Raw genomic sequence first — 25,290 nt, 5'->3', positions numbered from 1 at the left:
CCTCAACCCTTGATGCAATCGACGGTGTAACAACGACCACTGCCGTCATCTTCGTGTTGCAACCCATGAACATCGGCGACAAAACCGGGGAAACTGCTATCGAACGTCCGGGCAAACGCCAGGTAGTCGATGATCGAGCGCGTCGACTCGGTAAAGCGCTCGCCCGGCATGATCAATGGAATGCCGGGCGGATAAGGCACCAGCATCACGGCTGCGATGCGTCCTGGCAAGGCGTCGATGGAAACCGCCTCCACTTCGCCCCTCACCAATTGGTCGTAGGCATCGGCAGGCTTCATCGCGATTTCCGGCAATACGGTGTACATGCGCTTCAGATGCTTGGCCGTGGCGTTGCTGCGATAACAGCCATGCAATTGGTCACACAGGTCGCGCAGGCCCAGGCCTTGATAGCGCGTCGGCCCTTGAGCAAACACCGATGGCAAACAACTGGCCAGGCTGATATTGGCGTCGTAACTACGCTTGAATTCCAGCAGCTCGGTGAGCAAGGTACTCCATTTACCTTTGGTAATGCCCATGGAGAACAGCACAAGGAAGGAATACAGCCCGGTCTTCTCCACCACCAGGCCACGCTCCCAGAGGAATTTGCTCACCACCGCCGCCGGGATCCCGCAATCGCTCAAGGCACCACCGGCATTGAGACCGGGCATCACCAGCGTCACCTTGATCGGGTCCAGCAGCACGTAGTCTTCGGCTACATCACCGAAGCCATGCCAGTCATCCTGGGGATGCAATAACCAATCAGCGGTGACGACCTTGTCGATCCCCGCAACCGAAGGTGGCTGCCAGATGGAAAACCACCAGTCCTCGGCGGCGATATGCTGGCGCAGGTTGGCCAGGGCGCGACGAAAGCTCAGGGCTTCGTCGAACATTTCCTGCAACAGTGAACGCCCGGCCGGGCCTTCCATCATCGCCGATGCCACGTCCAGGGAGGCAATGATGCTGTATTGAGGCGACGTGGAGATATGCATCATGAAGGCTTCGTTGAAACGGTCACGGTCGAGCTGGCGTGCGCCACCGTCCTGCACATGGATCATCGAAGCCTGGCTGAAGGCTGCCAGCAGTTTATGGGTCGAGTGAGTGGTGAACACCAGTGGGCTGTCCGGCGTGCGCGAGGTGCCCATGCCGTAGCGCCCGGCGAAGAACTCATGAAACGCCGCGTAGGCATACCACGCTTCGTCAAAATGCAGCACCTCGACACTGTTGCCCAATTGCTGCTTGATCAACTCGGCGTTGTAGCACAGGCCGTCATAGGTGGAATTGGTGACCACCGCCATCTTCACATTCGGCGGACGGCCACGGGTCAAGGGGCTGGCGTCGATCTTGGCGCGGATCGACTCGGGACTGAACTCGCTCAGGGGAATCGGGCCGATGATCCCCAGTTCGTTGCGCTCCGGGCACAAGTACAGCGGGATGGCGCCGGTCATGATGATCGAATGCAGCACCGACTTGTGACAATTACGGTCCACCAGCACCAGGTCATCGCGCCCAACCATGGAATGCCAGACGATCTTGTTGGCGGTGGAGGTGCCATTGATCACGAAGAAGGTGTGGTCGGCGCCAAAGTTGCGCGCGGCACGGGCTTCAGCTTCGGCCAGCGGCCCGGTGTGATCCAGCAGCGAACCCAGCTCGGGCACCGAGACCGACAAGTCCGAGCGCAGGGTATTTTCCCCGAAGAACTGATGAAACGCCTGCCCCACTGGGCTCTTGCGATAGGCCACGCCGCCGCCATGGCCTGGCGTGTGCCAGGAATAGTTCGAATCCGCCGTGTGCTGCACCAGCGCCTTGAAGAACGGCGGCAACAGTCCGTCCAAATAAGTTCGGGCCGCACGGGCGACTTGCCTGGCAAGAAAAGGCACGGTGTCTTCGAACAGATACAGGATGCCGCGCAACTGGTTGAGTTCGCTCATGGCGTCGGCGGGCGCGTTTTCCAAGGTGACTTGCTCACCCAGGGCGAAGATCGGCAGGTTAGGCGCCCGCAGCCGCGCCAGGCGGATCAGCTCGACCATGTTCTGCAGCAGGTGGGTGTTTTCGCCAGCGCCTTCGGCGGCGATCAACATGCACGCCAGGCCATGATGGGTCGACGCCACCAGTCGTCCTTCGGCGTAGTCCACTGCAGAGAAAATACTGAAGCCCTCTTGCTCCAACTCCCGGGCGATGCCTCGGACCCGGTCACCAGCAACGGTGTCGGCCTTGATGTCGCGGTGCACGATCAGGACGGGGAACTTCAGGTCTTTGTACATGGGTGCTTGTCGTCCTGAGGGCTATGCACTCAAGGGTAGAAGCTGGGGGACCATGACGCGAATGAAGATTTACAGGCAATTGAAATCAGTTGTGGGAGGGGGCAAGCCCCCTCCCACATTTTTAATCGAGTTCAGCCAGGGGTTATTGCTGGGTCAGTTGGGTCCACAATGCCGGGGCACCCGCCGACTTGGCGATCGCTTCCAGCCGGGCCGCGTGTTCCGCGAGATCCTGTTCGCTGGCGCGGATGATCGTCGTGGGTTTGCGATCAGCCGGCAAACGGCGGATTTCCGAAGGACGGTTGCCCGAGCCTTCCGCCGAACCGCTGCCATCGGAGGCGTTGCCCGCCAGGGACAGGCTGGTCTGCCCGCCGGTCATGGTCAGGTAGACGTCGGCGAGAATCTCGGAGTCGAGCAAGGCGCCGTGGAGTTCACGGCCGGAGTTGTCCACGCCGTAGCGCTTGCACAAGGCATCAAGGCTGTTGCGCTGACCCGGGTGGCGCTCACGGGCCATCATCAAGGTATCGAGGATCGAGCAGTGCTGGGAAATGTCCGCGCGATCAGTCTGCCCCATCAGGGCAAACTCGTTATTGATGAAGCCAACGTCAAACGCTGCGTTATGGATGATCAGCTGGGCGCCGTTGATGAATTCGAAGAACTCATCGGCGACTTCGGCAAAACGCGGCTTGCCCTTGAGGAATTCGTCAGTGATACCGTGGACGCCGATCGCGCCCTCGTCACTGTCACGATCCGGTTGCAGGTAGACGTGGAAGTGACGACCCGTCAGGCGACGCCCCATCAATTCGACACAGCCGATTTCAATGATCCGGTGGCCGTCGGTCACCGGCATGCCGGTGGTTTCGGTATCGAGTACAACAGATCGGATGGCCATCAGGGTTCAGCTCTCAACGGTGTGGTGTGAATCAAAGGGCGCGATGTTAACACGTGAGTCAGCATCAGCTCTGCTTGTAGCCCCGCACTTCGTCCACGCCACGGTTGGCCAACTGGTCGGCACGTTCGTTGCCGGGGTGGCCGATGTGGCCGCGTACCCATTTCCAGGTGATGTCATGGCGATTGCATTGCTCATCGAGCAGTTGCCACAGGTCGGCGTTTTTCACCGGTTCCTTGGCGGCGGTTTTCCACCCGCGCTTCTTCCAGTTGACCATCCACTCGTTGATGCCCTTCATCACGTATTGCGAGTCGGTCACCAGCAGCACATTGCAGCGGCGCTTGAGTTCTTCCAGGCCACGAATGGCGCCCATCAGCTCCATGCGGTTGTTGGTGGTGTTGGCCTCACCGCCCCACAACTCCTTCTCCACGCCTTTGCACACCAGCAACGCGCCCCAGCCGCCAGGGCCCGGGTTGCCCTTGCAGGCGCCATCGGTGAAGAGTTCTACGCTATCGGTCATCGGTTGCTCGGTATCAATTCAAAAAGAGGGTTACGCATCGCTTTGCTTGCGGTTGACCTTGGCCATCGGCATCGGCACCAGCTTGCCCATCGGCTCACGCCGCACCTGTTGCACGGGGCGCAGCCCGACCACGATCTTGCGCGCCACCAGCAGATAAAAGCCGCCACCGGACAACTGCCAGGCACCTGCGCGGCGCTCCCAGCCGGCCAGGCGGCCCTGCCACTTGGTCGACGCAAGCGGCGGACGATAGCACCCGAAGCGGCGTTTCTCCAGCGCGAAGCCCAGCAGGTTCAGCCAGTCGCCCACTCGTTGCGGCGAGATGCAGCGCGCCTGGCGCAGGCCGTCATGGGCAAACACATGGCGCAGGCCCCAACTGCTCCAGGGGTTGATTCCCACGATCAGCAAATGGCCGCCGGGCCGTACGCTGCTCGCCGCCTCGCGCAGCAAGCCATGGGGCGACAGGCAGAAATCCAGCCCGTGCTGCAACACCACCACATCGGCAGCATGTTCGCTCAACGGCCAGGCCTGTTCCTCGCACACAATCTCCACGCCAGGCAACGGTGCCCCCAGGCGAACATTACGTTGCACCTGGGGCGCACACGGCGGCGTCTCGGCCGAAGGGCCGTAGTGCACCAGATAGCCACCGAAGAACCGGCCCAGCTCGTCTTCAAGCATGCGCCGTTCTTCGTCCAGCAGAAATTGCCCGATGGGGCCGGACAGCCACTCGCGGGCTGCGCCGATCAGGGCCAGCCACTCAGGATCGGCCTGGGCGAACGCTTTATCAGTCATTGCATTCTCCAACTCGCCTAGACGTTCTAAGATGCACCAATGTGTTCAGCTTGGCGAATCGAAGAATGATACAGATCAGTGCCCTGCCCGCCTTTACCGATAACTACATCTGGTTGTTACAGGACCCTCGCACCCAACGCTGCGCCGTAGTCGACCCCGGCGATGCCGCGCCGGTGCTGGCCTGGCTCGAGCAGAACCCTGGCTGGAGCCTCAGCGACATCCTGATCACCCACCATCACCACGATCACGTCGGCGGTGTCGAACAACTCAAGCGTGAGACCGACGCCAAGGTCTACGGCCCGGCCAACGAGAAGATCCCGGCGCGTGACGTGGCGCTGCACGATAACGACCGCATCACGGTACTCGGCTGGGACTTCGACATCTATGGCGTGCCCGGCCATACCCTGGGCCATATCGCCTTTTATCACCCGGGCGTGCTGTTGTGTGGCGACACCCTGTTCGCCGCCGGTTGCGGGCGTCTGTTCGAAGGCACGCCGGAACAGATGTACACCTCCCTCGAGCGTTTGGCCGCCCTGCCTGCCGATACCCTGGTGTACTGCACCCACGAATACACACAAAGCAACCTCAAGTTCGCCCAGGCTGTGGAACCGGATAACACAGAGATAGCCGAACGAGTGGAAAACGTACGCCAACTGCGGGCCCGTGGCGAGATCACGCTGCCTTCCAACCTGGCCCTGGAAAAGCTGACCAACCCCTTTCTGCGTACCTCTGAAACATCCGTTAAACAAAAAGCAGACGAACGGAATGGCCGCGACAACCGCTCTGGGGCCGAGGTGTTTGCTAGCTTGAGGGCCTGGAAAGATAAGTTCTAACGGGAAGCAATCTGATACCTAATTTCTGAATGGTTGACCGGAACCCAGCGGGTTTCTAGAATCGCCCGACATTTTTGCCCGGAACTTACTTCCAGCCAATGTCGTCATCTATTCGTAAATCCAACCATTCAGACGCATTGACCCGCCTGGCTCAAGCTGTGGCGGTGGCTGTGTCCGCCACGCTGGCGGGCTGCCAATCAAGCAATTTCACCGCACAATCCACCGTGCAACCCAAGCCAAACCTTACCGCCAAAATCAAACAGAAACCCGTCATCTGGCTTTCAGAAAAACCGACTCCCGATGTGCCCCAGGATGTTTGGGAACGCATGCGCCGGGGCTTTCAGCTGCAGGACGGGTTAGGCGTCAACCCGCGTATCGAGCAACAGCGCCTGTGGTTCGCCAGCAACCCGTCCTTCCTGGAGAACGCCGGAGAACGCGGCAGCCTCTACATTCACTACATCGTCGAACGTCTTGAAGAACGCAACATGCCCCTGGAGCTGGCGCTGCTGCCAGTGATTGAAAGTGCCTACAACCCGATGGCCTATTCGCGCAGTGATGCGGTCGGCCTGTGGCAATTCATCCCCTCCACCGGGCGCTACTTCAACCTGCGCCAGACCCGCGCCTACGATGGCCGTCGCGACATCACCGCTTCCACTACCGCCGCCCTCGACTACCTGACCCGCCTGCATGACATGTTCAACGGCGACTGGCTGCTGGCCCTGGCCGCCTATAACGCCGGCGAAGGCACAGTGAGCCGGGCCATCGAGCGCAACGAGAAGCTCGGCCTGCCGACCGACTACTGGAACCTGCCGCTGCCCCAGGAAACCAAGGACTACGTGCCCAAGTTCCTGGCGCTGTCCCAAGTGGTGCTCGCGCCTGAGGCCTACGGTGTCAACCTGAACCCGATTGCCAACACGCCGTACTTTGAAGTAGTTGAAGTCAAACAAAGCATGGACCTGTCCCGGGTTGCTGCGCTGGCCGAGATCGACGAAGACGAACTGTTCCAACTCAACCCGGCGCTGAAACAACGCACCACCCTGGATGGGCCGCAGCATTTACTGGTGCCCAGTTCCAAGGCGCAACTGCTGACCAGCACCCTTTCGACGATGAAGCCTGAAGAATTGCTGGCGATGCGCCCGAAAAAGCAGGTGTTCGACGAAGTCGAAAACGCGCGTGTGGCCGGGCGTACCCGCAGCTACAAAGTGCGCAGTGGCGACAACCTCACGCTGATCGCCAAGGCCAACAAGGTCGATGTGCATGACCTGCAGCGCTGGAACAAACTCAACGGCCAGGCGCTCAAGGTCGGCCAGACCCTGGTGATGCAGGACACGCGCAAGCTGGTGGCCAAGGCTGATAGCAAGAAGCCGGTGCAATACAAGGTCAAGAAAGGCGACTCGCTGTACATCGTCGCCAAGCGCTTCAACGTTGAGATGCAACATCTCAAGCGCTGGAACCCGCGTACTGGTCAGGCGCTCAAGCCTGGGCAGATGCTGGTGGTTTCCGGGCCACGCTGACTGACAAACAAAGCTTGTTTGTGTGAGCGGGCTTGCTGTGGTGAGCGGGCTTGCCCCGCGCTGGGCTGCGCAGCAGCCCTAAAACCATGCAATGCATTTTGTCTGGAACAATGCGTATAGCCAACTGGGGCTGCTGCGCAGCCCAGCGCGGGGCAAGCCCGCTCACCACGCAAGCCAGCGCCACATGGAATCTCCGTCAGCCGACTGGCTTTTTCCAACCGGAACAAGCTGTTACTGTACCGATCATAAAGCCCAAGCCGCCTGGATCGGATCTCTGACTTGAAGCGTCCCCTCCTTCTACTAATAACTCTGGCCTTGAGCTTTGCAGCGAACGCGACGATTACCGAGAGCCACGGTTATGCGCAGTTCGGCAGCCTCAAGTACCCGGCCAAATTCACCCACTTCGATTGGGTAAACCCTGCAGCGCCGAAAGGCGGGACTTTGCGGGTCATGGCCTTTGGCACTTTCGACACCCTCAACCCCTATACTTTCAAGGGCTCCAGCCCGGTTTCCACGCCGAACTTCCTGCAATATGGCGTCAATGAGCTGAATGAGCCGTTGATGGTCGGCACCGGCCTGTATGCGCCCTCCGGCGATGAACCCACCTCCAGCTATGGGTTGATCGCCCAGTCGGTGGAGTACAGCGAGGACCGCAGCTGGGTAGTGTTCAACCTGCGCCCGGAAGCGCGCTTCCACGATGGCAAGCCGATCACCGCGTATGACGTGGCGTTTTCCTATCGCACCTTGCTGACCGAAGGCCACCCGCAATACCGCACCAACCTGCAGGAAGTGGCGCGGGTGGATGTGCTCAACCGACACCGCATCCGCTTTGTGTTCAAGCGTGCCGGCAACCCCTTGCTGATCCTGCGCCTGGGCGAATTGCCGGTATTGCCCCAGCACTACTGGAAAAACCGCGACTTCAAGGCCACCACCTTCGAACCGCCCCTGGGCAGCGGCCCCTACCGCATCAGCAAGGTCACGCCCGGGCGGCAACTGGTGTTCGAACGGGTCAAGGATTACTGGGGCAAGGACCTGCCGGTGAACCAGGGCTTCTATAACTACGACAAGGTCGAGGTGGAGTTCTACCGCGACAGCGATGTGGCCTTCGAAGCCTTCAAGGCCGGCGAGTTCGATATCTACATCGAGCACCAGGCCAAGAACTGGGCCAACGGCTACAACTTCCCGGCGGTGAACCGGGGTGACGTGATCAAGGCGCAGATCGCCCACCAGATCCCGACCCAGAGCCAGGGCCTGTTCATGAACACTCGGCGGCCCACCTTCAGCCAGACCAGAGTGCGTGAAGCCCTCGGGCTGATGTTCGACTTCGAGTGGACCAACCGCACCCTGTTCAGCAGTGCGTACAAGCGCACCTTGAGCTACTACCCCAACAGCGAATTCGCCGCCACCGGCGTGCCCACCGGCCATGAATGGCTGATGCTTTCGCCGTACCGCGAGCAACTGCCGGCCAACCTGTTCACGCAAGCCTTCAGCCTACCCCAGACCGACGGGCGCGGCATCCCCCGCGAAACCATGCGCCGCGCGCTGGCCCTGCTCGGCGACGCCGGCTGGAAGCTGTCCGGGCAGCGCCTGGTGAACAAGGATGGCCAGCCGCTGCGCTTCGAGATCCTGCTGGTCAACCCGAACCTGGAGCGCATCCTGCAGCCCTATGTCGAGAACCTGATCAGCATCGGCATCGACGCGCGCCTGCGCACCGTCGACCGCGCCCAGTACAAGCAGCGCCTGGATCAGTTCGACTTCGACATGATCCTGATCACCCTCAACCAGACCTTGAGCCCGGGCCTTGAGCAGTGGCAGTACTTCCACTCCAGCCAGGCGGCGATCAAGGGCAGCAAGAACTACGCAGGCATCAATAATCCGATTATCGATCACCTGCTGGAACAACTGCTGGCCGCCAAGACCCGCGAAGAGCAACTGGCCGCTGGCCGTGCCCTCGACCGGGTGTTGCTATGGCAGCACTACAGCATTCCCAACTGGTACCTCAACTATCATCGCCTGGCGTACCGCAACCGGTTCGCCTTTGTCACCACGCCGCCCTACAGCCTGGGCCTGAGCGCGTGGTGGCTGAAAGCTTCGGAGAAAGCCCAATGATATCTTTGCGTACAGTCCTGCTCGGCAGCCTGCTGCTGTGCACTGCGGCCCAAGCCGCCCCGCAACATGCGTTGACGCTGTACAACGAACCGCCGAAATACCCCGCCGACTTCAAGCACTTCGACTACGTCAACCCAGACGCGCCCAAGGGCGGCACGTTCCGCGAGTCGGCCATGGGCGGCTTCGACAGCCTCAACCCCTACATCAGCAAGGGTGTACCAGCCGACAACCTGGGCCTGATCTACGACACCCTGGCCATGCAAAGCCTGGACGAGCCCATCACCGAATACGGCCTGGTGGCCGGCAAGATCGAAAAAGCCCCGGACAACAGCTGGGTCCGCTTCTACCTGCGCCCGGAAGCGCGCTTCCATGATGGCCACCCGATCCGCGCCGAGGACGTGGTGTTTACTTTCCAGGAACTGATCAAGGAAGGCTCGCCGATCTACCGCACCTATTACGCCGACGTCGACGAAGTGATCGCCGAAGACCCACTCAAGGTTCTGTTCAAGTTCAAGCGCACCAACAACCGTGAATTGCCGCTGATCCTCGGGCAACTGCCGGTATTGCCCAAGCACTGGTGGGCCACCCGCGACTTTGCCAAGGGCAATCTGGAAGTACCGCTGGGCAGCGGTCCGTACAAGGTCGCCGAGGTCAAGGCCGGGCGCATGATCCGCTACGAGCGGGTCAAGGATTACTGGGCCAAGGACCTGCCCATCACTAAGGGTTTCTACAACTTCGACAACCGCATCACCGATTACTACCGCGACAGCACCGTGTCCCTGGAAGCCTTGAAGGCCGGGCAGTTCGACTACTGGCTGGAGTTCAGCGCGAAGAACTGGGCCAATGCCTACAACATTCCCGCCGTTGCCCAGGGCCGGCTGATCAAGGAAGAAATCCCCAACGGCAACCCCACCGGGATGCAGGGCTTTGTGTTCAACATGCGCAAACCGATGTTCCAGGATGTGCGCGTGCGCAAGGCCATCAGCCTGTTGCTGGATTTCGAATGGAGCAACAAACAGCTGTTCAACGGTGCTTATACCCGTACGCGCAGTTATTTCGAAAACTCGGAAATGGCCGCCACCGGCCTGCCCGGCCCGGATGAGCTGGCGATTCTCGAGCCCCTGCGCGACAAGATCCCGCCCGAAGTCTTCACCCAGGCCTTCGAACCCTCCAGGACCGACGGCAGCGGCATGATCCGCGCCCAGCAGCGCGAGGCCTACCAACTGCTGCAGGAAGCCGGCTGGCGCATCGTCGATGACAAGATGGTCGACACCACCGGCAAACCGGTGACCATCGAATTCCTGCTGGCCCAGACCGAGTTCGAACGCATCCTGCTGCCGTTCAAGCGCAACCTGGCCGACCTGGGCATCAACCTGGTGATCCGCCGGGTCGACGTGTCGCAGTTTATCAACCGTATCCGCTCGCGGGACTTCGACATGCTGGTGGGCAGCTTCCCGCAGTCCACTTCACCGGGCAACGAACAACGGGAATTCTGGAAGTCTTCCAGCGCCGACAAACCCGGCAGCCGCAACTACATGGGCCTCAAGGACCCGGCCATCGACCAGTTGGTGGAAGAGTTGATCGACGCCGATTCGCGCAAAAGCCTGGTGGCCCACGCCAAGGCCCTGGACCGCGTGTTGCAGTTCGGCTACTACGTAATCCCCAACTGGCACATCAAGACCTTCCGCGTGGCGTACTGGGATCACCTGGGCCACCCGAAGGTCCCACCGCGCTACGACGTCGGCACCGCCACCTGGTGGGCCAAGCCCGACGTCAAACCGGCCGTCATCCCAGACACCAACACCAGCGCCGATCCGGCGAGTGGAGGCGATTAAATGCTGGCCTATATCTTTCGCCGCCTGTTGCTGATCATCCCCACGCTGTTCGGGATCCTGCTGATCAACTTCGTCATCATCCAGGCCGCCCCCGGTGGCCCGGTAGAGCAGATGATCGCCAAACTGGAGGGTTTTGAAGGAGCCACCAGCCGCATTGCTGGCGGCGGTGCCGAGGTGTCGGTGGCCGGTTCCAGCAGCTACCGTGGCGCCCAGGGCCTGGACCCGGCGCTGATCAAGGAAATCGAGAAGATGTACGGCTTCGACAAGTCGGCGCCGGAACGCCTGTGGATCATGGTCAAGAACTACGCCCAGCTGGATTTTGGCGACAGTTTCTTCCGCGACGCCAAGGTCATCGACCTGATCAAGGAAAAGATGCCGGTGTCCATCTCCCTCGGGTTATGGAGCACGCTGATCATGTACCTGGTGTCGATCCCCCTGGGGATTGCCAAGGCCACGCGGCACGGCAGCCATTTCGACGTGTGGACCAGCTCGGCGATCATCGTCGGCTACGCGATCCCGGCGTTCCTGTTCGCGATCCTGCTGATCGTGGTGTTTGCCGGCGGCAGTTACCTGGACTGGTTCCCCTTGCGTGGGCTCACCTCCAACAACTTCGATGAGCTGAGCTGGGGCGGCAAGATCCTCGATTACTTCTGGCACCTCGCGCTGCCCATCACGGCCCTGGTGATCGGCAACTTCGCCACCATGACTCTGCTGACCAAGAACAGCTTCCTTGACGAGATCAACAAACAGTATGTGGTCACCGCAAAAGCCAAGGGCCTGACCAACCACCGCGTGCTCTACGGCCATGTGTTCCGCAACGCGATGCTGCTGGTGATCGCCGGTTTCCCCTCGGCCTTCATCGGGATCTTCTTCACCGGTTCGTTGCTGGTGGAGGTGATCTTCTCCCTCGACGGCCTGGGCCTGATGAGCTTTGAAGCGGCGATCAACCGCGACTACCCGGTGGTGTTCGGCACGCTGTTCATCTTCACCTTGCTCGGGCTGATCGTGAAACTGATCGGCGACCTCACCTACACCCTGGTCGATCCGCGTATCGACTTTGCCAGCCGGGAGCATTGAGATGAACCTGTCCCCCCTCAATCGCCGCCGGTTCGAACGCTTCAAGGCCAACAAGCGTGGCTGGTGGTCGCTGTGGCTGTTCCTGATCCTGTTCGTGCTGAGCCTGGGCGCCGAGCTGATCGCCAACGACAAACCGCTGGCCGTGCACTACGACGGCGGCTGGTACTTCCCAGCGCTCAAGCGCTACCCAGAGACCACATTCGGCGGCGAATTCCCGCTGGAGGCCAACTACAAGAGCCCGTATATCCAGGAGCTGCTCAAGGCCAAGGACGCCTGGACCTTGTGGGCGCCGATCCCGTTCAGCTACCAGAGCATCAACTACGACCTCAAGGTGCCGGCCCCGGCGCCGCCTTCGAGCGTCAACCTGCTGGGCACCGATGACCAGGGCCGCGATGTGCTGGCGCGGGTCATCTACGGCTTCCGCGTGTCGGTGCTGTTTGCGCTGACCCTCACCGTGCTCAGTTCGATCATCGGCGTGATCGCCGGGGCGTTGCAGGGTTTCTACGGTGGCTGGGTGGACCTGGCCGGGCAGCGCTTCCTGGAGATCTGGTCCGGGTTGCCGGTGCTGTACCTGCTGATCATCCTCGCCAGTTTCGTGCAGCCCAACTTCTGGTGGCTGCTGGGGATCATGCTGCTGTTCTCGTGGATGAGCCTGGTGGACGTGGTGCGCGCCGAGTTTCTGCGCGGGCGCAACCTGGAGTACGTACGGGCGGCGCGGGCCCTGGGCATGCAGAACGGCGCGATCATGTTCCGCCACATTTTGCCCAACGCGATGGTGTCGACCATGACCTTCATGCCGTTCATCCTCACCGGCGCTATCGGTACGCTGACCGCCCTGGACTTCCTCGGCTTCGGTTTGCCCGCCGGTTCGCCGTCGCTGGGTGAACTGGTGGCCCAGGGCAAATCCAATCTGCAAGCGCCGTGGCTGGGCATGAGTGCCTTTGCCGTGCTGGCGATCATGTTGAGTTTGCTGGTGTTTATCGGCGAGTCCGCTCGCGATGCCTTCGACCCGAGGAAATGAGATGAATCAGGACAATCTGATCGAAATCCGCGACCTCTCCGTCGAGTTCGTCACGGGCGAACACCACCACCGCGTGGTGAAAAATGTCAGCTTCGATATCAAGCGCGGTGAAACCATCGCGCTGGTGGGCGAAAGCGGTTCGGGCAAATCGGTGACCGCTCACTCGATCCTGCGCCTGCTGCCCTACCCGCTGGCACGTCACCCCTCTGGCACCATCGAGTATGCCGGGCAGGACCTGCTGACCCTCAAAGAAAAAACCATCCGCCACATACGCGGCAACCGCATTGCGATGATCTTCCAGGAGCCGATGACCTCCTTGAACCCGCTGCACACCATCGAGAAGCAGATCAACGAAGTGCTGGGCCTGCACAAGGGGCTGCAAGGCAAGGTCGCCACCCAGCGCACCCTGGAGCTGCTGGACCTGGTGGGTATTCCCGAGCCGCACAAGCGCCTCAAGGCCCTGCCCCATGAACTGTCCGGCGGCCAGCGCCAGCGGGTGATGATTGCCATGGCCTTGGCCAATGAGCCGGAGTTGCTGATCGCCGATGAGCCGACCACGGCGCTCGACGTGACGGTGCAATTGAAGATCCTGGAATTGCTCAAGGAATTACAGGCACGCCTGGGCATGGCGCTGTTGCTGATCAGCCATGACCTTAACCTGGTGCGCCGGATTGCCCACCGTGTGTGCGTGATGCAACAGGGTTGCATCGTCGAGCAGGCGGAGTGCGAGACGCTGTTCCAGTCGCCCCAGCACCCGTACACCCAGGAGTTGTTGGCGGCCGAACCCAGCGGCGGCCCGGCGACCAACGCGGTTGGCCCACCGTTGCTGGAGGTCGATGACCTGAAAGTGTGGTTCCCGATCAAGAAAGGCTTTTTGCGCAATACGGTTGACTACGTCAAGGCGGTGGACGGTATCAACTTCAGCCTGCCCCAGGGGCAGACCCTGGGCATCGTCGGTGAAAGCGGCTCGGGCAAGTCCACCCTGGGCCTGGCGATCCTGCGGTTGATCGCCAGCAAGGGCGGCATTCGTTTCGAAGGCCAGCAGTTGGACACGCTCAGCCAGCAACAGGTGCGCCCGTTGCGCCGGGAAATGCAGGTGGTGTTCCAGGACCCGTTCGGCAGCCTGAGCCCGCGCATGTGCGTCAGTGAGATCGTCGGTGAAGGCTTGCGCATCCACAAGATGGGCACGCCGGCAGAACAGGAAGCAGCGATTATCGCGGCGCTCAAGGAAGTGGGCCTGGACCCGCAGTCCCGGCATCGCTACCCCCACGAGTTCTCCGGCGGCCAGCGCCAACGCATCGCCATCGCCCGCGCGCTGGTGCTCAAGCCACGCCTGATCCTGCTCGACGAGCCAACCTCGGCCCTCGACCGCACGGTGCAACGCCAGGTGGTGGAACTGCTGCGCAGCCTGCAGGCCAAGTACAACCTGACCTACCTGTTCATCAGCCATGACCTGGCGGTGGTGAAGGCGTTGAGTCACCAGTTGATGGTGGTCAAGCATGGGCAGGTGGTGGAACAAGGGGATGCCAAGGCGATCTTTGCCGACCCACAACATGCCTACACCCGGCAACTGCTGGAGGCGGCTTTCCTGGTTCCCGAGGCCAGCACTTTGTAGGAGCGAGCTTGCTCGCGAAGGTCGTCAACGCTGACGCGGGAAACCTGACACCCAGCGCTGCTCTCAGGCTTCTCGCGAGCAAGCTCGCTCCTACCTCCTGCTTCATAGCAATCCAATATCATTTGCGCACGCCCCCTCCCTCTGCTTTAATCGCGACCAATTCTTATTTACGCCAATCCTTTTGCGCTGGATGGACAGTGTGTCGACCTCTTTCACCCATCTCTACGGCACCCACCACAGCTGGCTGCTCGGCCTGTTGCGCCGACGCCTGAACGACCGCTGGGATGCCGCCGACCTGGCCCACGACACCTTTATCCGCATCCTCGACCGCCCACTGGCCGAAACCGACCACGTGCGCCAGCGCTCGTACCTGGCGACCATCGCCCGGGGTTTGTGCATCGACCACTGGCGCCGTCGCCAGCTGGAAAAAGCCTGGTTGGAGTCACTGGCGCAGCGTCCGGAAGACACGCACCCCTCCCCGGAGCAACGGGCAATCATCGTCGAAACCCTCTACGAAGTGGACGCCATGCTCGCGCGTCTGCCCAGGAACGTCCGCGAAGCCTTCCTGCTCGCTCAACTGCACGGCCAGCCCTACAAACAGATCGGCCTGCAATTGGGCGTGTGCGAGCGCATGGTCAAGAAATACCTGGCCCAGGCCCTGCTGCACTGCGCGATCCTGGAAGCCGAGCTCGACGGGATGCTGGTGCAATGAACACCCCCGGCAAGCTCAGCCACGCCAGCCTGGAACAGGCCGCGCAGTGGTACGTGCGCCTGCAGGACCCGGCGGGTACGCAGGAACAGCAACGCTGGCAAACCTGGGTCGCGCAGAACCCCGAGCACCTGGCCGCGTGGCAGTACGTGGAGCGCGTCAGCCAGCGCTTCGCGCCCTTGATGGAGCAACCCCATGGCGCCAGCCGGGCATTGCGCAGCTCGCGCCGGCAAACCCTCAAGACGCTGCTGGTACTGTGCGGGGGTTCGACATTGGCCTGGGGCACCTGGCGCAACACCGCCCTGCCGCGGTTGGTCGGCGGCTGGAGCGCGGACTATGCCACCGGTAGCGGTGAGACGCGCGACGCCCTGCTGGCCGATGGCAGTCATGTGTGGCTGAACGCCTTGAGCGCTGTGGACGTGCGCTTTGATGCGGTGCAGCGGTTATTGCAGTTGCGCTTTGGCGAAGTGCTGATCGACACGGCCAAGGATGCCCACCGGCCGTTTTTGGTGGATACCGAACACGGGCGCCTGCAGGCGCTGGGGACACGTTTCAGTGTGCTGCACGGCGAACACCATACCCAGCTCAATGTGTTCGAAGGGCGGGTGCAAGTCACCACCCTCGACCAGCACGTGCGCATCATCGAAGCCGGCCAACAAGTGTCGTACACCGCCAACGGCTTCAACCCGACCCTGCCCGTCTCCCCGGCCCGTGAAGCCTGGAGCCGTGGCGTGCTGCTGGCGGATAACCTGCCGCTCGGCCAATTGATTGCTGAACTGAATCGCTATCGCCCCGGCCACCTGGGCTGCGACCCAGCCGTGGCGCACTTGCCGGTGATGGGCTCATTCCCGCTGCAAGACAGCGACCACGCCCTGGGTTTGTTGCAGGCGGCGCTGCCGATTCGCGTGGATAAACCGATGCCGTGGTGGGTCACTGTCGGTCCAAAGTAAAAAAACGCTCAGCACCAGTTCCCTTTTCCCACCTTCGTTCGGTTAACCCTGCAGACGCTTTCAATTCGCCGATCGATCTGATCCAAAGGGAAACATCCATGTCGCAACCTGCCCGCTTCGCGCTGCGCCCACTGGCGCTGGCCACCTCGCTGTTTTGCCTGGGCGCACCGTCGCTGCAAGCCGCCGAATCGCCCTCGACCCAGGAAGCTTCACGCAGCTATCGCATCGCCGCCGGCCCGCTGGTCAGCGTGCTCAACAGCTTCGCCGAGCAGTCGGGTATTTTCATCGCGGGCCACAACAGCCTGGCCGCCGGCAAAACCAGCCCCGGCCTGAATGGCAGCTACACCCCGGCGGCCGGCTTGCAGCGCCTGTTGCAGGGCAGCGGTTTGCAGGCCCTGCCCCAGGGCAATAACGGCTACGTACTGGAACTGATCCCGGCCAACACCGGCGCTCTGGAGCTGGGCGCCACGACGATCTCCGGCCAGGGCCTGGGCGCCACCACGGAAGACACCCATTCGTACACCACCGGCTCCATGGCCTCGGCCACCGGCCTGCCGCTGTCGATGCGCGAAACCCCGCAATCGATCACGGTGATCACCCGCCAGCAAATGGACGACCAGGGCACCAACAGCATCGCCGACACCCTGCGCCGTGCCCCCGGCGTGAGCGTGCAGAACTACGACAGCGAGCGCTGGGAGTTTTCCAGCCGTGGCCTGCCGATCACCAATTTCCAGTACGACGGCGTCAATTCCACCTATGACGGCGTGTATGACTATGGCACCACCAGCACCGACATGGCGGTGTACGACCACCTGGAAATCATCAAGGGTTCGGCCGGCCTGCTGAGCGGTTCCGGCGACCCCTCGGCCACGGTCAACCTGATCCGCAAAAAACCCACGGCAGCGTTCAAGGCTTCAGTAACCCAGACCTTCGGCTCCTGGGACAACTACCGCACCGAAGGCGATATCTCCGGCCCCTTGACGGCGTCGGGCAATGTGCGCGGGCGTTTTGTCGGTGTGTACCAGGATCGCCAGTCTTACCTGGACCACTACCAGAACACCAAGGACATCGCTTACGGCATCCTTGAAGCCGACCTCACACCCGACACCCTGCTGACCTTCGGCATCGACCAGCAGAACACCCGCTCACGTGGTGCCAGCTGGACCGGGTTCCCGATGTACTTCAGCGACGGCTCGCGCACGAACTTCTCGCGTTCGTTCAACCCGGCCGCCGACTGGAGCCGCCGCGACTTCCAGAACCAGACGCTGTTCGCCTCGGTGCAGCAGAAGCTGGCGAACGACTGGTCACTCAAAGTCAGCCTCGACCGCAAGCGCAGCCAGCACGACACCCTGCTCGCGTCCGCCAGCGGCGGCAACCCGGACCCGGTCAGCGGCCAGAACATGTACATGTTCATGGGCAAGTACAAGGGCGACCAGGTGCAGAACACCCTGGACGTCAACCTCAGCGGGCCGTTCAGCCTGCTCGGCCGTGAACACGAACTGATCATGGGCTTCATGGCCACCCGCTCGAAACAGGACGTGCCGGTGTACGGCTCGATCTACCCAGCGGTGGGGGGCAGTATCTTCGACTGGCACGGCGAGTACGCCAAGCCGGACATCCCGCGCAGCGGCCAGAACGATATCGTGCAGCGCCAGACCGGCGCCTACCTGGCCACACGCCTGAAGCCCACCGATGACCTGTCGGTGATCCTCGGCACCCGCGTCAGCACCTTCAGCGGCACCGACACCACCGATTTCTACGACCCGACCAAGGCCGATAACCGCACGACTTATCACCAGAGCGGCGTGGTCACGCCCTACGCCGGCATCGTCTATGACCTCAACGACACCTGGTCGGTGTACACCAGCTACACCCAGATCTACCGTCCGCAAACCAGCAAGGACGCCGATCGCAAACTGCTCGACCCGATCGAGGGCGAAACCTCCGAGGCCGGGCTCAAGGCCACGTTCTACGAAGGGCGCCTGAACGCCAGCTTTGCCGCGTTCCGTATCCAGCAGGACAACGTGGCCGAGTACGTCTCGGGCTTCGAGACCGACTCGGTGTACCGCCCCATCGCCGGCGCCACCACCAAGGGCTTTGAAGCGGAGTTGTCGGGTGAAGTGCTGGACGGCTGGAACGTCTCCGCCGGCTACACCTACCAGCACACCCGTGATGCCAAGGACGACTACGTCTACAGCTCGGTGCTGCAAACCACCACACCGCAGCAGGTGGTGCGCCTGTTCAGCACCTATCGCCTGCCCGGTGCCCTGGAGAACGTCACCGTCGGTGGTGGGGTGAACTGGCAGAGTGAGTTCTTCGGCAACGTGTTCCAGCCCGACCCGACTGACACCGTCAACTTCGGCCACAACGCGCGCATCACCCAGGACAGCTACTACCTGGTCGACCTGATGGCGCGCTACCGCTTCAACGAGCACTTGAGCACCACACTCAACGTGAAGAACCTGTTCGACAAAAAGTACTACACCGGGCTGGGCAACTTCGGCACCGGGTTCTATGGCGAGCCGCGCAGCCTGCAATTGGCGACGCGCTGGGACTTCTGAGCGCCGGCCTGAACCTTGCTGCCGTGGCTGACGCAAGCCACGGCCTTGCAGGAAACACCTGCTACAGATGCCCCCTCCTCGCGGCGCATCATCCGAGGTTTCATCAACCGGAACCGTCCTCATGGATGACATTCACGCCCTCGCCCTGACCTGGGACAACCTGCCCAGCGACACGCCCCTGCCACTCAGTGTCAGCCCCTCCAGCGCCTACCTGAGTGAGCGCCAGACCTTGCGCAACGAGGGCGACCCACCTCTGATCGCGCAACTGACCCGTCTCTTGGTCACCGCTTCGAACCAAGCGTTGCCGCTTCCCACGCACCCCGTACCAATGATCGAGCATTCACAGTTGGGCCAGTGGTGCGAAGCCTTTTGCAAAGCCATCAACCAGAAAGATTTCATCGACTGGGCCAACGCCCAAGGCTTTGATCTCGCCACGCTGCGGGTGCACAACAGCCGGCTCAGCGTGACGGCTCACGGGCAGCCCAGGGTCTACTGCCTGGCCGACTCGTCCGCCTGGTGGACACTGGCCAACCCGATCATCTACATCAGCCAACTCCTGGACCCGACCGAGCTGGGCATGCCGTATATCGCACCTGTACCTCCCGCCGGCGTGCGCAGCTTTCCGTTGAACCTGACCCTGGCGTTCCATGGTTTGCCAATGCCTGCGAACCGCCTCCAGGCGCAGACCATTGTCGAAGAACTCGAGGCCTTGCAGGGTTTTCCCGGGTTTGATGACAACGGTCGCAGCAAGTCGATGATCTACGCCGAACTGGGCCAGCAGGCGCGTGACTTTCAGCAACTGGCTGACGCCCTGCAACAGTTGGTCAAAGACCAGAGCAGCTTTAACGCCTTGGACGTCTACAGCACCGCACTGTATCTGCAGTCCGACTCGCGACTGGCCAGAAACCTCAAAGAAGCGGCCGACCTGTTGCGGGCAATCATCGACAATCAAGACCTGGGCACAACAGACGACGCACCGCAGCCCACTTACTACGATTACCAGCGCCAAGTGTTGTGCGTGCTGAGCCCCGACAGCGGGCTGGAGATGAACACCCTGGCGCCCAATGTGCCCGATGCGCGGTGGCACAGGCTGGGAACGCTGGGCGAACAACTGGGCAGTCATCTCTATCCCGACCGGCGCATCAGTATTGTCGGGGTTTTACAGGCGTATGCCATCGAGCGTCCACTGAGCAGGACGGAGGTCAGCTTCCTGAGCGAGCGCCTGCGCAACTGGCCTGCTCCCGCGGTGCCGGTGGTACTGAACAGCGCCCGCTCGTTCGGCGAACTCTACCGCTATCGGCAGTACATCGGCCTGCTCAACGATCGCCACGCGCTGCGCGCTGCGTTGTCGACGGTGATCGATGGCGGCAACCTGAGCGATGCCGACACGCTCGATATTGGCAGCAACGTCGACCAGGACACTCTCCAGGCGACCGTTAAAAAAGCCTACGCGGCGCTCAACAGGCTGACCGATCACCCGGACTTCCTGGACATCCGCACCCAGCAACGTATCGACCCCGACAGCCATGTGTTGCTCAGCGCCACCGGCAGCGTGGGCGCCAATGGCCTGGATGGCACCTGGAAAAGCCTGACCGACGCGGTGATGAGCAATATCGAGCTCGCCGCCCTGGTCCCTCCCCTCAAACAGCTCGCGGCCAAAACCGGTGGATACCTGCGCAGTCACTTCAAGGTCACGCTTTCTCAGGCACTGCGCCTGTACCACCTTGAACGCCCCGAGACCTTGGATGAGGCACGCCTGACTTTGCAGCAATTGGCGGTCAGCCAACCGCTGCCGGCGCGTCAGGGGCACTACTGGCGAGCGCTCAAGCCGCTGTCCGGCTCACAGCCTTCGGCCTGGAAACTGTCGGTGCTCGAGCGTGCGCAGATTGTGCGCATCATTGAGCGTTTCATGGCTGACCAGGACGTGCCCCTGTTCGAGTACCTCGGCCAGCCCATCGTCGCCGGCAAGTCTATAGCCGATGTCAGGGCGCAGGCGGATTTCCTCATGGTCCGCCTGCTCGCAACGCCGTTGGCCCAGCAACTGGCAGACGCCTTGTCGAACACCCTGAACTGGCATGGCGGCCACGCGGGTGAGCGTACGGAACGCGGCAGCCGCACGGCGCTGATACTGGCCGCCCTGATCCTGAGCCTGGATCCCGAGCCCGATGCGTTCCCCACCCGTATCAACCTGACCGACTGGAACTCCGATTACTTTTGGGGCGAAGGCGTGCCGTTCGTACGCCAGAGCATCGATAGCAGCCTGAGCGGGCTCGGCGCAGCCACCGCAGCACTGGCCGCGCACCTGTTGCTGAGTGAAAAAAGCCCGCACCTGCTCGTACGCGGCATACCCGATGCAACGCCATGCCTCAGTGCCCAGGCCTGGGTGCTGTACCGTCAGTACGTCATGTATATGGAAAGGGTCATGCCGGGGTCTTCCCGCCAATTGACCTACAGCCAGATCATGTTCCTGGCCGGACTACCGCCAAAGGGCAGCTGGAAGCGCTTCATAGAAAGCCGCGAAGCAGCACCGCCAGTGGTGGAGTGGGCCGTGGTCAACGGCATACTGGGTCCTCAACCGCATTACGATGTGCAGGCGATCAACACGGCGCTGGACAGCCTCAACCAACAGCGAGCCAGCCTGGCCGCCGCGCTCGAGACGTTTGCGCAGCCCGTGGTGACCGTACGCCAGACCGCCCTGGAAGATCTGCGCAGGGTTTACCCCAATACCCCTCTGTTGGATCAACCAGTATTGATGTACCTGCCGGAAAACTCGCCATTTTCCGAAGAAGGCCGTTTCGAAGGTGTGTACAGCGGCCCACTGTACTCGTTCGTCGACTTGCACAGTGCTGGCGCGCTCGATGTCACGTCGACACGCTGGCACTCCACAAACACAGCGGTCAAATACCGGGAAATGGCTCGGCAATTCCATTTGCTGACCCCGATCAACCGGCTGTTTTTCGAGACCTTCGACCGCAAGCTCGGGCAACTGAAAGACGCTTATGGGACTGCCATCCGGTATTGGTTGTCGCACCTGACCTTGCCCAGTCGTGAAGCCCTGGAGTACGGCCTGGTGGGGTTTTTCGGTATTGCCCAGCGGCGGGCTGCCGATGTCGGCCGATTCGGCGTGCTGATGTATGTCTCGCACTACGGCGACCGCAAGTTCTATGAAATCTTTCCCAGGCACCTGCTGGTTCGTCCACGTCCAGACCTTGACTATGAACAGGTCACACACGCGGCCGAGAACGGCGCCAGCAGTGCCTGGATGCGTTTCGACTGGCCGGCCTATGCGCAAGGAACCCGACCGGCCGAGGTGGCGCTGACCACTGCCGACAACGCCCTGGTCATTCGTCAACTCGACAACCTGGCGCCCGCCGCAATACCCGCACCGGACCTCTTCGGACGCCGGGTCCCGCGTACCTTCGACTCACCACGCACCCGCGCATTGACCCGTGTCATCGTCGAGCGGCATCTGCTGCATGACGGTGAGGCGTTACGTGAAAAAGCGCGGCTGCCGATCACCCTGGCAGAGGCGGTGAGCGGCAACGACCCATGGGCCGACTACCTGCGACGCTATGCACCACTGGTACGCCAGGGCTTGAACAATGGCGGGTTTTAGCTGACGCTGCTGCCCTGTCCGTTCAACTGCTGCGAGGAAGCGCCCGCCCATGACTGCTGCCACTGCTCCGTGTTTCTGGCGTGACCCCGCGTTGGCCTTCATCGAGGCGCGCACCATCGCTGATGGGCGCAAGGTCACCTACAGCCGGCATGCCCATGAGCATTTTTCCATCGGCGCGATCACCAGCGGGCGCAGCTACTACCACTATGGCACCGACACGTTCCAGATCAGCGCTGGCACGGTGGTGTTGATGAACCCCGGCGATGTGCATGCCTGCAACCCCATCGATAATCAGCCGTGGTCCTATCAGATGCTGTACATCGACACGCCCTGGCTGACGGAGTTGCAGCATCAGTTAGGCTTCAGCACCGACCAGGGTTACCGGCCGTTCAATACGCCCCATACCCAGGACGCCGTGCTGTACCGTGGTTTGCTGGAGTTGTACCGCATCCTCGTCGATGAACAGGCCGAGCACCTGCAGAAACAGGGCGCGCTGGTGAGTTACTTCAGCGACGTCCAACAGCGCCTCAACCCTGCCGGCACCCCGCTGCGCGAGGTCAACCACAAACTGGAACGGGCCGCCGAGTACATCCGCACGCACTGCACCGAAGGGTTGAAGCTGGAAGACATCTGCCTGGCGGCCGAACTGTCGCCGTCTTACCTGATCCGCGCCTTCAAGCAGTATTACGGGCTGACACCGCATGCTTACCTGGTCAACCAACGCATCCAGTTCGCTCGCGCCCAATTGCGCCAGGGTGCGCTGATCGCCGATGTGGCGCTGGCGGCGGGGTTTGCCGACCAGGCGCATTTCCAGCGCGCGTTCAAACAGCATTTCGCCGCAACGCCGGGGCAATACCGCGACGTGCTCAAGCCATCAGCAAATAACCCACACTGGCCACCAGCAACGCGGCCATTGAACGGTTGAATACGCGCACGCCCTGGGGGTTGCCCAGGTAGCGCCGCAAAAACGTGCCGGCATAGGCCCAGCACGCCACCGACAGATAGCAGATCACCAGGTAGAGCCCGGCAAACAACCACACCTGCCGTGCATCGCCATCGGCCACGAACAACCCCATCCCGGCCACACACGCCAGCCAGGCCTTGGGGTTGAGCCACTGCATGATCGCGCCATACAGCATCGACGGCGCCGTGGCACTGCCATCGGCGTCGAGCCGGCCGTCGTCCACCGCCAGCTTCCAGGCCATGTACAGCAAAAAGGCCACCCCGCCCCACTGGATCAACTGGGTCAGTATCGGCCAACGTATCAGCACCTCATGCAACCCCAGGCCAATCAACACCAACAGCAACGTGAAGCCCACGGCGGCGCCCAAGACGTGTTTCTGGCTGGCGAGAAAACCGAAACGCGCCCCCGAACTCAGTGCGACCACATTCACCGGGCCAGGGGTGATAGACGTGGCGAGTGCGAAGGCAGCCATGGAAATGATCAGACTCATTGCAGTTCCTTGTTATTCGAGCGAATGACGACGGAGCCACGGTAAAGGGGCCGCTCGGTCGAGGTATTGAAGAAAATGCCCCTCGCTCGCTTAGACGCTTTTATTCCATTGATATAACTGCATTTTTTTCTTTCGCACAGGCAGTTTTGATAGGCAAAAATGCGTATTTGCCGTGCGGAGCCCGATGCTAGAGTTCAACCCCTGCTGATCAAAAAGAGGAACCGCCATGTCACGTCGCCTGCTGGCAGCCGCCTGCCTGATGCTGTGTTTTTCCGCCGCCCAAGCCGCTGAACGCTGGGAAACCCTGCCGCCAACGCCCGCCCCTGTGGCCGGTGCCCAGACCGGCTATGCCGCCGTCAACGGCATCAAGGTCTACTACACCCGTACCGGCCATGGCTCGCCGGTGGTGCTGCTGCACGGCGGCCTGTCCAACTCCGATTATTGGGGTAACCAGGTCAAGGCCTTGGCGGCCAGGCATACGGTGATCAGTATCGATAGCCGTGGCCACGGGCGCAGTTCGCGGGATGAAAAACCCTATGGTTATGACCTGATGGCCGATGACGTGGTGGCCGTACTCGACCACCTGAAAATCCCCCGCGCCGATATCGTCGGCTGGAGCGACGGCGCCATCATCGGCATCGACCTGGCCCTGCGTCACCCGGACCGCCTCGGCAAAGTCTTCGCCTTCGCCGCCAACACCCAGACCGCCGGGGTGAAGGACGGCGTCGAGAAGAACCCGACCTTCGCCGCCTTCATCGAGCGCGCCGGCAAGGAGTACGCCAGGCTGTCGCCGACGCCGAAAGAGTACGACGCGTTTGTCGAGCAGATCAGCCATATGTGGGCCAGCCAACCGAACTGGACTGACGCACAATTGCAAAGCATCAAGACGCCGATCCTGATTGCCGATGGCGACCATGACGAAGCGATCAAGCGCGAGCACACCGAGTACATGGCCGCAACCATCCCCGGCGCCGGCCTGCTGATCCTGCCGAACACCAGTCACTTTGCGTTCCTGCAAGACCCGGCGTTGTTCAATGCGGCACTGCTGGGCTTCCTCGACGGCAAATAGGCACAGCCTCAAGCCCCGGGCATTTGGGTGACGATGTCGCCGATGCCCAGCACCCGGCCATCCTCGGCGAGGATCTCGACCTTGCGCAGAGGCTTGAGCAAGCGCGCATCCAGCACTTGCGCGCCGACATCCTCCGGCTCGGTATAGGCCTGGCCCCACTGCGCCAGCGTCACCAGCACCGGCATCAGCGCACGGCCCTTGTCAGTGAGCTGGTATTCGCTGCGCGCACCGACTTCGCTGGTCTGCAACAGGCCTTGCTCGACCATGTCCTTGAGCCGTGTGGCGAGGATGTTTTTCGCCACGCCCAAGTGTTTTTGAAAATCACCGAAACGCGTTACTCCGGCAAAGGCGTCACGGATGATCAACAACGTCCACCAGTCACCCACCACATCCAGGGCACGGGCCACCGGGCAGCCGTCGCCTTCCAGGCATTTGCGCTTCATCGTCGGCCCTCCGGGCACTTGCAAAATAAGG

At 61.8% G+C, this 25,290-nt stretch carries 19 protein-coding genes; 13 read left to right on the top strand and 6 right to left on the bottom strand.

Annotated features, from left to right (window positions below; genetic code table 11):
* Nucleotides 1-2 precede the first annotated feature (2 nt).
* From BLR69_RS03995 to BLR69_RS03980, 4 genes are all read right to left on the bottom strand, one after another.
* Nucleotides 3-2,258: an Orn/Lys/Arg family decarboxylase gene (locus BLR69_RS03995; protein ID WP_071496068.1), complete on the bottom strand. Its 2,256-nt coding sequence runs from the start codon at nt 2,256-2,258 to the stop codon at nt 3-5.
* Between the two features lie 142 nt (nt 2,259-2,400).
* Nucleotides 2,401-3,141, bottom strand: coding sequence for a DNA polymerase III subunit epsilon (gene dnaQ / locus BLR69_RS03990; protein ID WP_162946153.1), 741 nt, complete (start codon nt 3,139-3,141; stop codon nt 2,401-2,403).
* 70 nt (nt 3,142-3,211) lie between these two features.
* The gene (gene rnhA, locus BLR69_RS03985) at nt 3,212-3,664 is read right to left on the bottom strand and encodes a ribonuclease HI (protein ID WP_003173571.1); all 453 of its coding nucleotides are present in this window, start codon (nt 3,662-3,664) and stop codon (nt 3,212-3,214) included.
* A 30-nt stretch (nt 3,665-3,694) separates the two neighbouring features.
* Nucleotides 3,695-4,453, bottom strand: coding sequence for a class I SAM-dependent methyltransferase (locus tag BLR69_RS03980; RefSeq protein WP_058426296.1), 759 nt, complete (start codon nt 4,451-4,453; stop codon nt 3,695-3,697).
* A 65-nt stretch (nt 4,454-4,518) separates the two neighbouring features.
* Here BLR69_RS03980 and gloB point away from each other — a divergent pair, with 65 nt between their 5' ends.
* From gloB to BLR69_RS03915, 12 genes are all read left to right on the top strand, one after another.
* Nucleotides 4,519-5,286 (top strand): hydroxyacylglutathione hydrolase, encoded by a 768-nt coding sequence (gloB, locus tag BLR69_RS03975; RefSeq protein ID WP_071496070.1) that lies wholly within the window; start codon nt 4,519-4,521, stop codon nt 5,284-5,286.
* Nucleotides 5,287-5,384: 98 nt separating this feature from the next.
* Nucleotides 5,385-6,800 (top strand): lytic transglycosylase domain-containing protein, encoded by a 1,416-nt coding sequence (locus tag BLR69_RS03970; RefSeq protein WP_071496071.1) that lies wholly within the window; start codon nt 5,385-5,387, stop codon nt 6,798-6,800.
* A gap of 279 nt (nt 6,801-7,079) precedes the next feature.
* Nucleotides 7,080-8,909 (top strand): extracellular solute-binding protein, encoded by a 1,830-nt coding sequence (locus BLR69_RS03965; RefSeq protein WP_071496072.1) that lies wholly within the window; start codon nt 7,080-7,082, stop codon nt 8,907-8,909.
* On the top strand, nt 8,906-10,744 hold the full coding sequence (locus tag BLR69_RS03960; RefSeq protein ID WP_071496073.1) for an extracellular solute-binding protein: 1,839 nt from the start codon (nt 8,906-8,908) through the stop codon (nt 10,742-10,744). Before BLR69_RS03965 ends, BLR69_RS03960 begins: the two co-directional genes overlap by 4 nt.
* Nucleotides 10,745-11,821 carry a microcin C ABC transporter permease YejB gene (locus BLR69_RS03955; protein ID WP_033902277.1) on the top strand — a complete coding sequence of 359 codons (1,077 nt, stop codon included), beginning with the start codon at nt 10,745-10,747 and terminating at the stop codon, nt 11,819-11,821.
* Nucleotide 11,822: 1 nt separating this feature from the next.
* On the top strand, nt 11,823-12,842 hold the full coding sequence (locus BLR69_RS03950) for an ABC transporter permease (RefSeq protein WP_012723835.1): 1,020 nt from the start codon (nt 11,823-11,825) through the stop codon (nt 12,840-12,842).
* Between the two features lies 1 nt (nt 12,843).
* Entirely contained in the window at nt 12,844-14,457 is a 1,614-nt protein-coding gene (locus BLR69_RS03945) for an ABC transporter ATP-binding protein (protein ID WP_071496074.1), read from the top strand.
* A 190-nt stretch (nt 14,458-14,647) separates the two neighbouring features.
* Nucleotides 14,648-15,169, top strand: a complete 522-nt coding sequence (locus BLR69_RS03935) for a sigma-70 family RNA polymerase sigma factor (protein ID WP_071496075.1) — start codon at nt 14,648-14,650, stop codon at nt 15,167-15,169.
* Nucleotides 15,166-16,116 carry a FecR domain-containing protein gene (locus BLR69_RS03930; RefSeq protein WP_071496076.1) on the top strand — a complete coding sequence of 317 codons (951 nt, stop codon included), beginning with the start codon at nt 15,166-15,168 and terminating at the stop codon, nt 16,114-16,116. The genes BLR69_RS03935 and BLR69_RS03930 overlap by 4 nt, the downstream gene beginning before the upstream one ends.
* 98 nt (nt 16,117-16,214) lie before the next feature.
* Nucleotides 16,215-18,677 carry a TonB-dependent siderophore receptor gene (locus BLR69_RS03925; RefSeq protein ID WP_071496077.1) on the top strand — a complete coding sequence of 821 codons (2,463 nt, stop codon included), beginning with the start codon at nt 16,215-16,217 and terminating at the stop codon, nt 18,675-18,677.
* 121 nt (nt 18,678-18,798) lie between these two features.
* A complete protein-coding gene (locus BLR69_RS03920) occupies nt 18,799-22,293 on the top strand; it encodes a hypothetical protein (protein WP_071496078.1) in 3,495 nt (1,164 codons plus the stop codon).
* A gap of 49 nt (nt 22,294-22,342) precedes the next feature.
* The gene (locus tag BLR69_RS03915; protein ID WP_071496079.1) at nt 22,343-23,218 is read left to right on the top strand and encodes an AraC family transcriptional regulator; all 876 of its coding nucleotides are present in this window, start codon (nt 22,343-22,345) and stop codon (nt 23,216-23,218) included.
* Here BLR69_RS03915 and BLR69_RS03910 read toward each other — a convergent pair.
* Nucleotides 23,160-23,747, bottom strand: coding sequence for a LysE family translocator (locus BLR69_RS03910; RefSeq protein WP_071496080.1), 588 nt, complete (start codon nt 23,745-23,747; stop codon nt 23,160-23,162). The genes BLR69_RS03915 and BLR69_RS03910 overlap by 59 nt on opposite strands.
* Nucleotides 23,748-23,973: 226 nt before the next feature.
* Between BLR69_RS03910 and BLR69_RS03905 the strand changes: the two genes are divergently transcribed.
* Complete coding sequence (locus tag BLR69_RS03905) at nt 23,974-24,816, top strand: alpha/beta fold hydrolase (RefSeq protein ID WP_071496081.1); 843 nt, start codon at nt 23,974-23,976, stop codon at nt 24,814-24,816.
* 8 nt (nt 24,817-24,824) lie between these two features.
* Here BLR69_RS03905 and BLR69_RS03900 read toward each other — a convergent pair whose 3' ends face one another.
* The gene (locus BLR69_RS03900) at nt 24,825-25,259 is read right to left on the bottom strand and encodes a winged helix-turn-helix transcriptional regulator (RefSeq protein WP_058426307.1); all 435 of its coding nucleotides are present in this window, start codon (nt 25,257-25,259) and stop codon (nt 24,825-24,827) included.
* Nucleotides 25,260-25,290: the final 31 nt, after the last annotated feature.

Origin of the sequence: Pseudomonas azotoformans (assembly GCF_900103345.1) — a bacterium.
In the GTDB taxonomy this organism is placed as follows: Bacteria; Pseudomonadota; Gammaproteobacteria; order Pseudomonadales; family Pseudomonadaceae; genus Aquipseudomonas; species Aquipseudomonas azotoformans.
This window is presented reverse-complemented; position numbering and strand designations above follow the sequence as displayed.

Bases quoted from the DNA above. Each gene is read 5' to 3' on its own strand.
- BLR69_RS03950 (WP_012723835.1), top strand. From the start codon at position 11,823: ATGAACCTGTCCCCCCTCAATCGCCGCCGGTTCGAACGCTTCAAGGCC.
- BLR69_RS03930 (WP_071496076.1), top strand. From the start codon at position 15,166: ATGAACACCCCCGGCAAGCTCAGCCACGCCAGCCTGGAACAGGCCGCG.
- BLR69_RS03900 (WP_058426307.1), bottom strand. From the start codon at position 25,259: ATGAAGCGCAAATGCCTGGAAGGCGACGGCTGCCCGGTGGCCCGTGCC.
- BLR69_RS03910 (WP_071496080.1), bottom strand. From the start codon at position 23,747: ATGAGTCTGATCATTTCCATGGCTGCCTTCGCACTCGCCACGTCTATC.
- BLR69_RS03935 (WP_071496075.1), top strand. From the start codon at position 14,648: ATGGACAGTGTGTCGACCTCTTTCACCCATCTCTACGGCACCCACCAC.
- BLR69_RS03980 (WP_058426296.1), bottom strand. From the start codon at position 4,453: ATGACTGATAAAGCGTTCGCCCAGGCCGATCCTGAGTGGCTGGCCCTG.
- BLR69_RS03920 (WP_071496078.1), top strand. From the start codon at position 18,799: ATGGATGACATTCACGCCCTCGCCCTGACCTGGGACAACCTGCCCAGC.
- gloB (WP_071496070.1), top strand. From the start codon at position 4,519: ATGATACAGATCAGTGCCCTGCCCGCCTTTACCGATAACTACATCTGG.
- BLR69_RS03995 (WP_071496068.1), bottom strand. From the start codon at position 2,258: ATGTACAAAGACCTGAAGTTCCCCGTCCTGATCGTGCACCGCGACATC.
- BLR69_RS03905 (WP_071496081.1), top strand. From the start codon at position 23,974: ATGTCACGTCGCCTGCTGGCAGCCGCCTGCCTGATGCTGTGTTTTTCC.
- BLR69_RS03960 (WP_071496073.1), top strand. From the start codon at position 8,906: ATGATATCTTTGCGTACAGTCCTGCTCGGCAGCCTGCTGCTGTGCACT.
- BLR69_RS03915 (WP_071496079.1), top strand. From the start codon at position 22,343: ATGACTGCTGCCACTGCTCCGTGTTTCTGGCGTGACCCCGCGTTGGCC.
- BLR69_RS03955 (WP_033902277.1), top strand. From the start codon at position 10,745: ATGCTGGCCTATATCTTTCGCCGCCTGTTGCTGATCATCCCCACGCTG.
- rnhA (WP_003173571.1), bottom strand. From the start codon at position 3,664: ATGACCGATAGCGTAGAACTCTTCACCGATGGCGCCTGCAAGGGCAAC.
- BLR69_RS03925 (WP_071496077.1), top strand. From the start codon at position 16,215: ATGTCGCAACCTGCCCGCTTCGCGCTGCGCCCACTGGCGCTGGCCACC.
- BLR69_RS03945 (WP_071496074.1), top strand. From the start codon at position 12,844: ATGAATCAGGACAATCTGATCGAAATCCGCGACCTCTCCGTCGAGTTC.
- BLR69_RS03970 (WP_071496071.1), top strand. From the start codon at position 5,385: ATGTCGTCATCTATTCGTAAATCCAACCATTCAGACGCATTGACCCGC.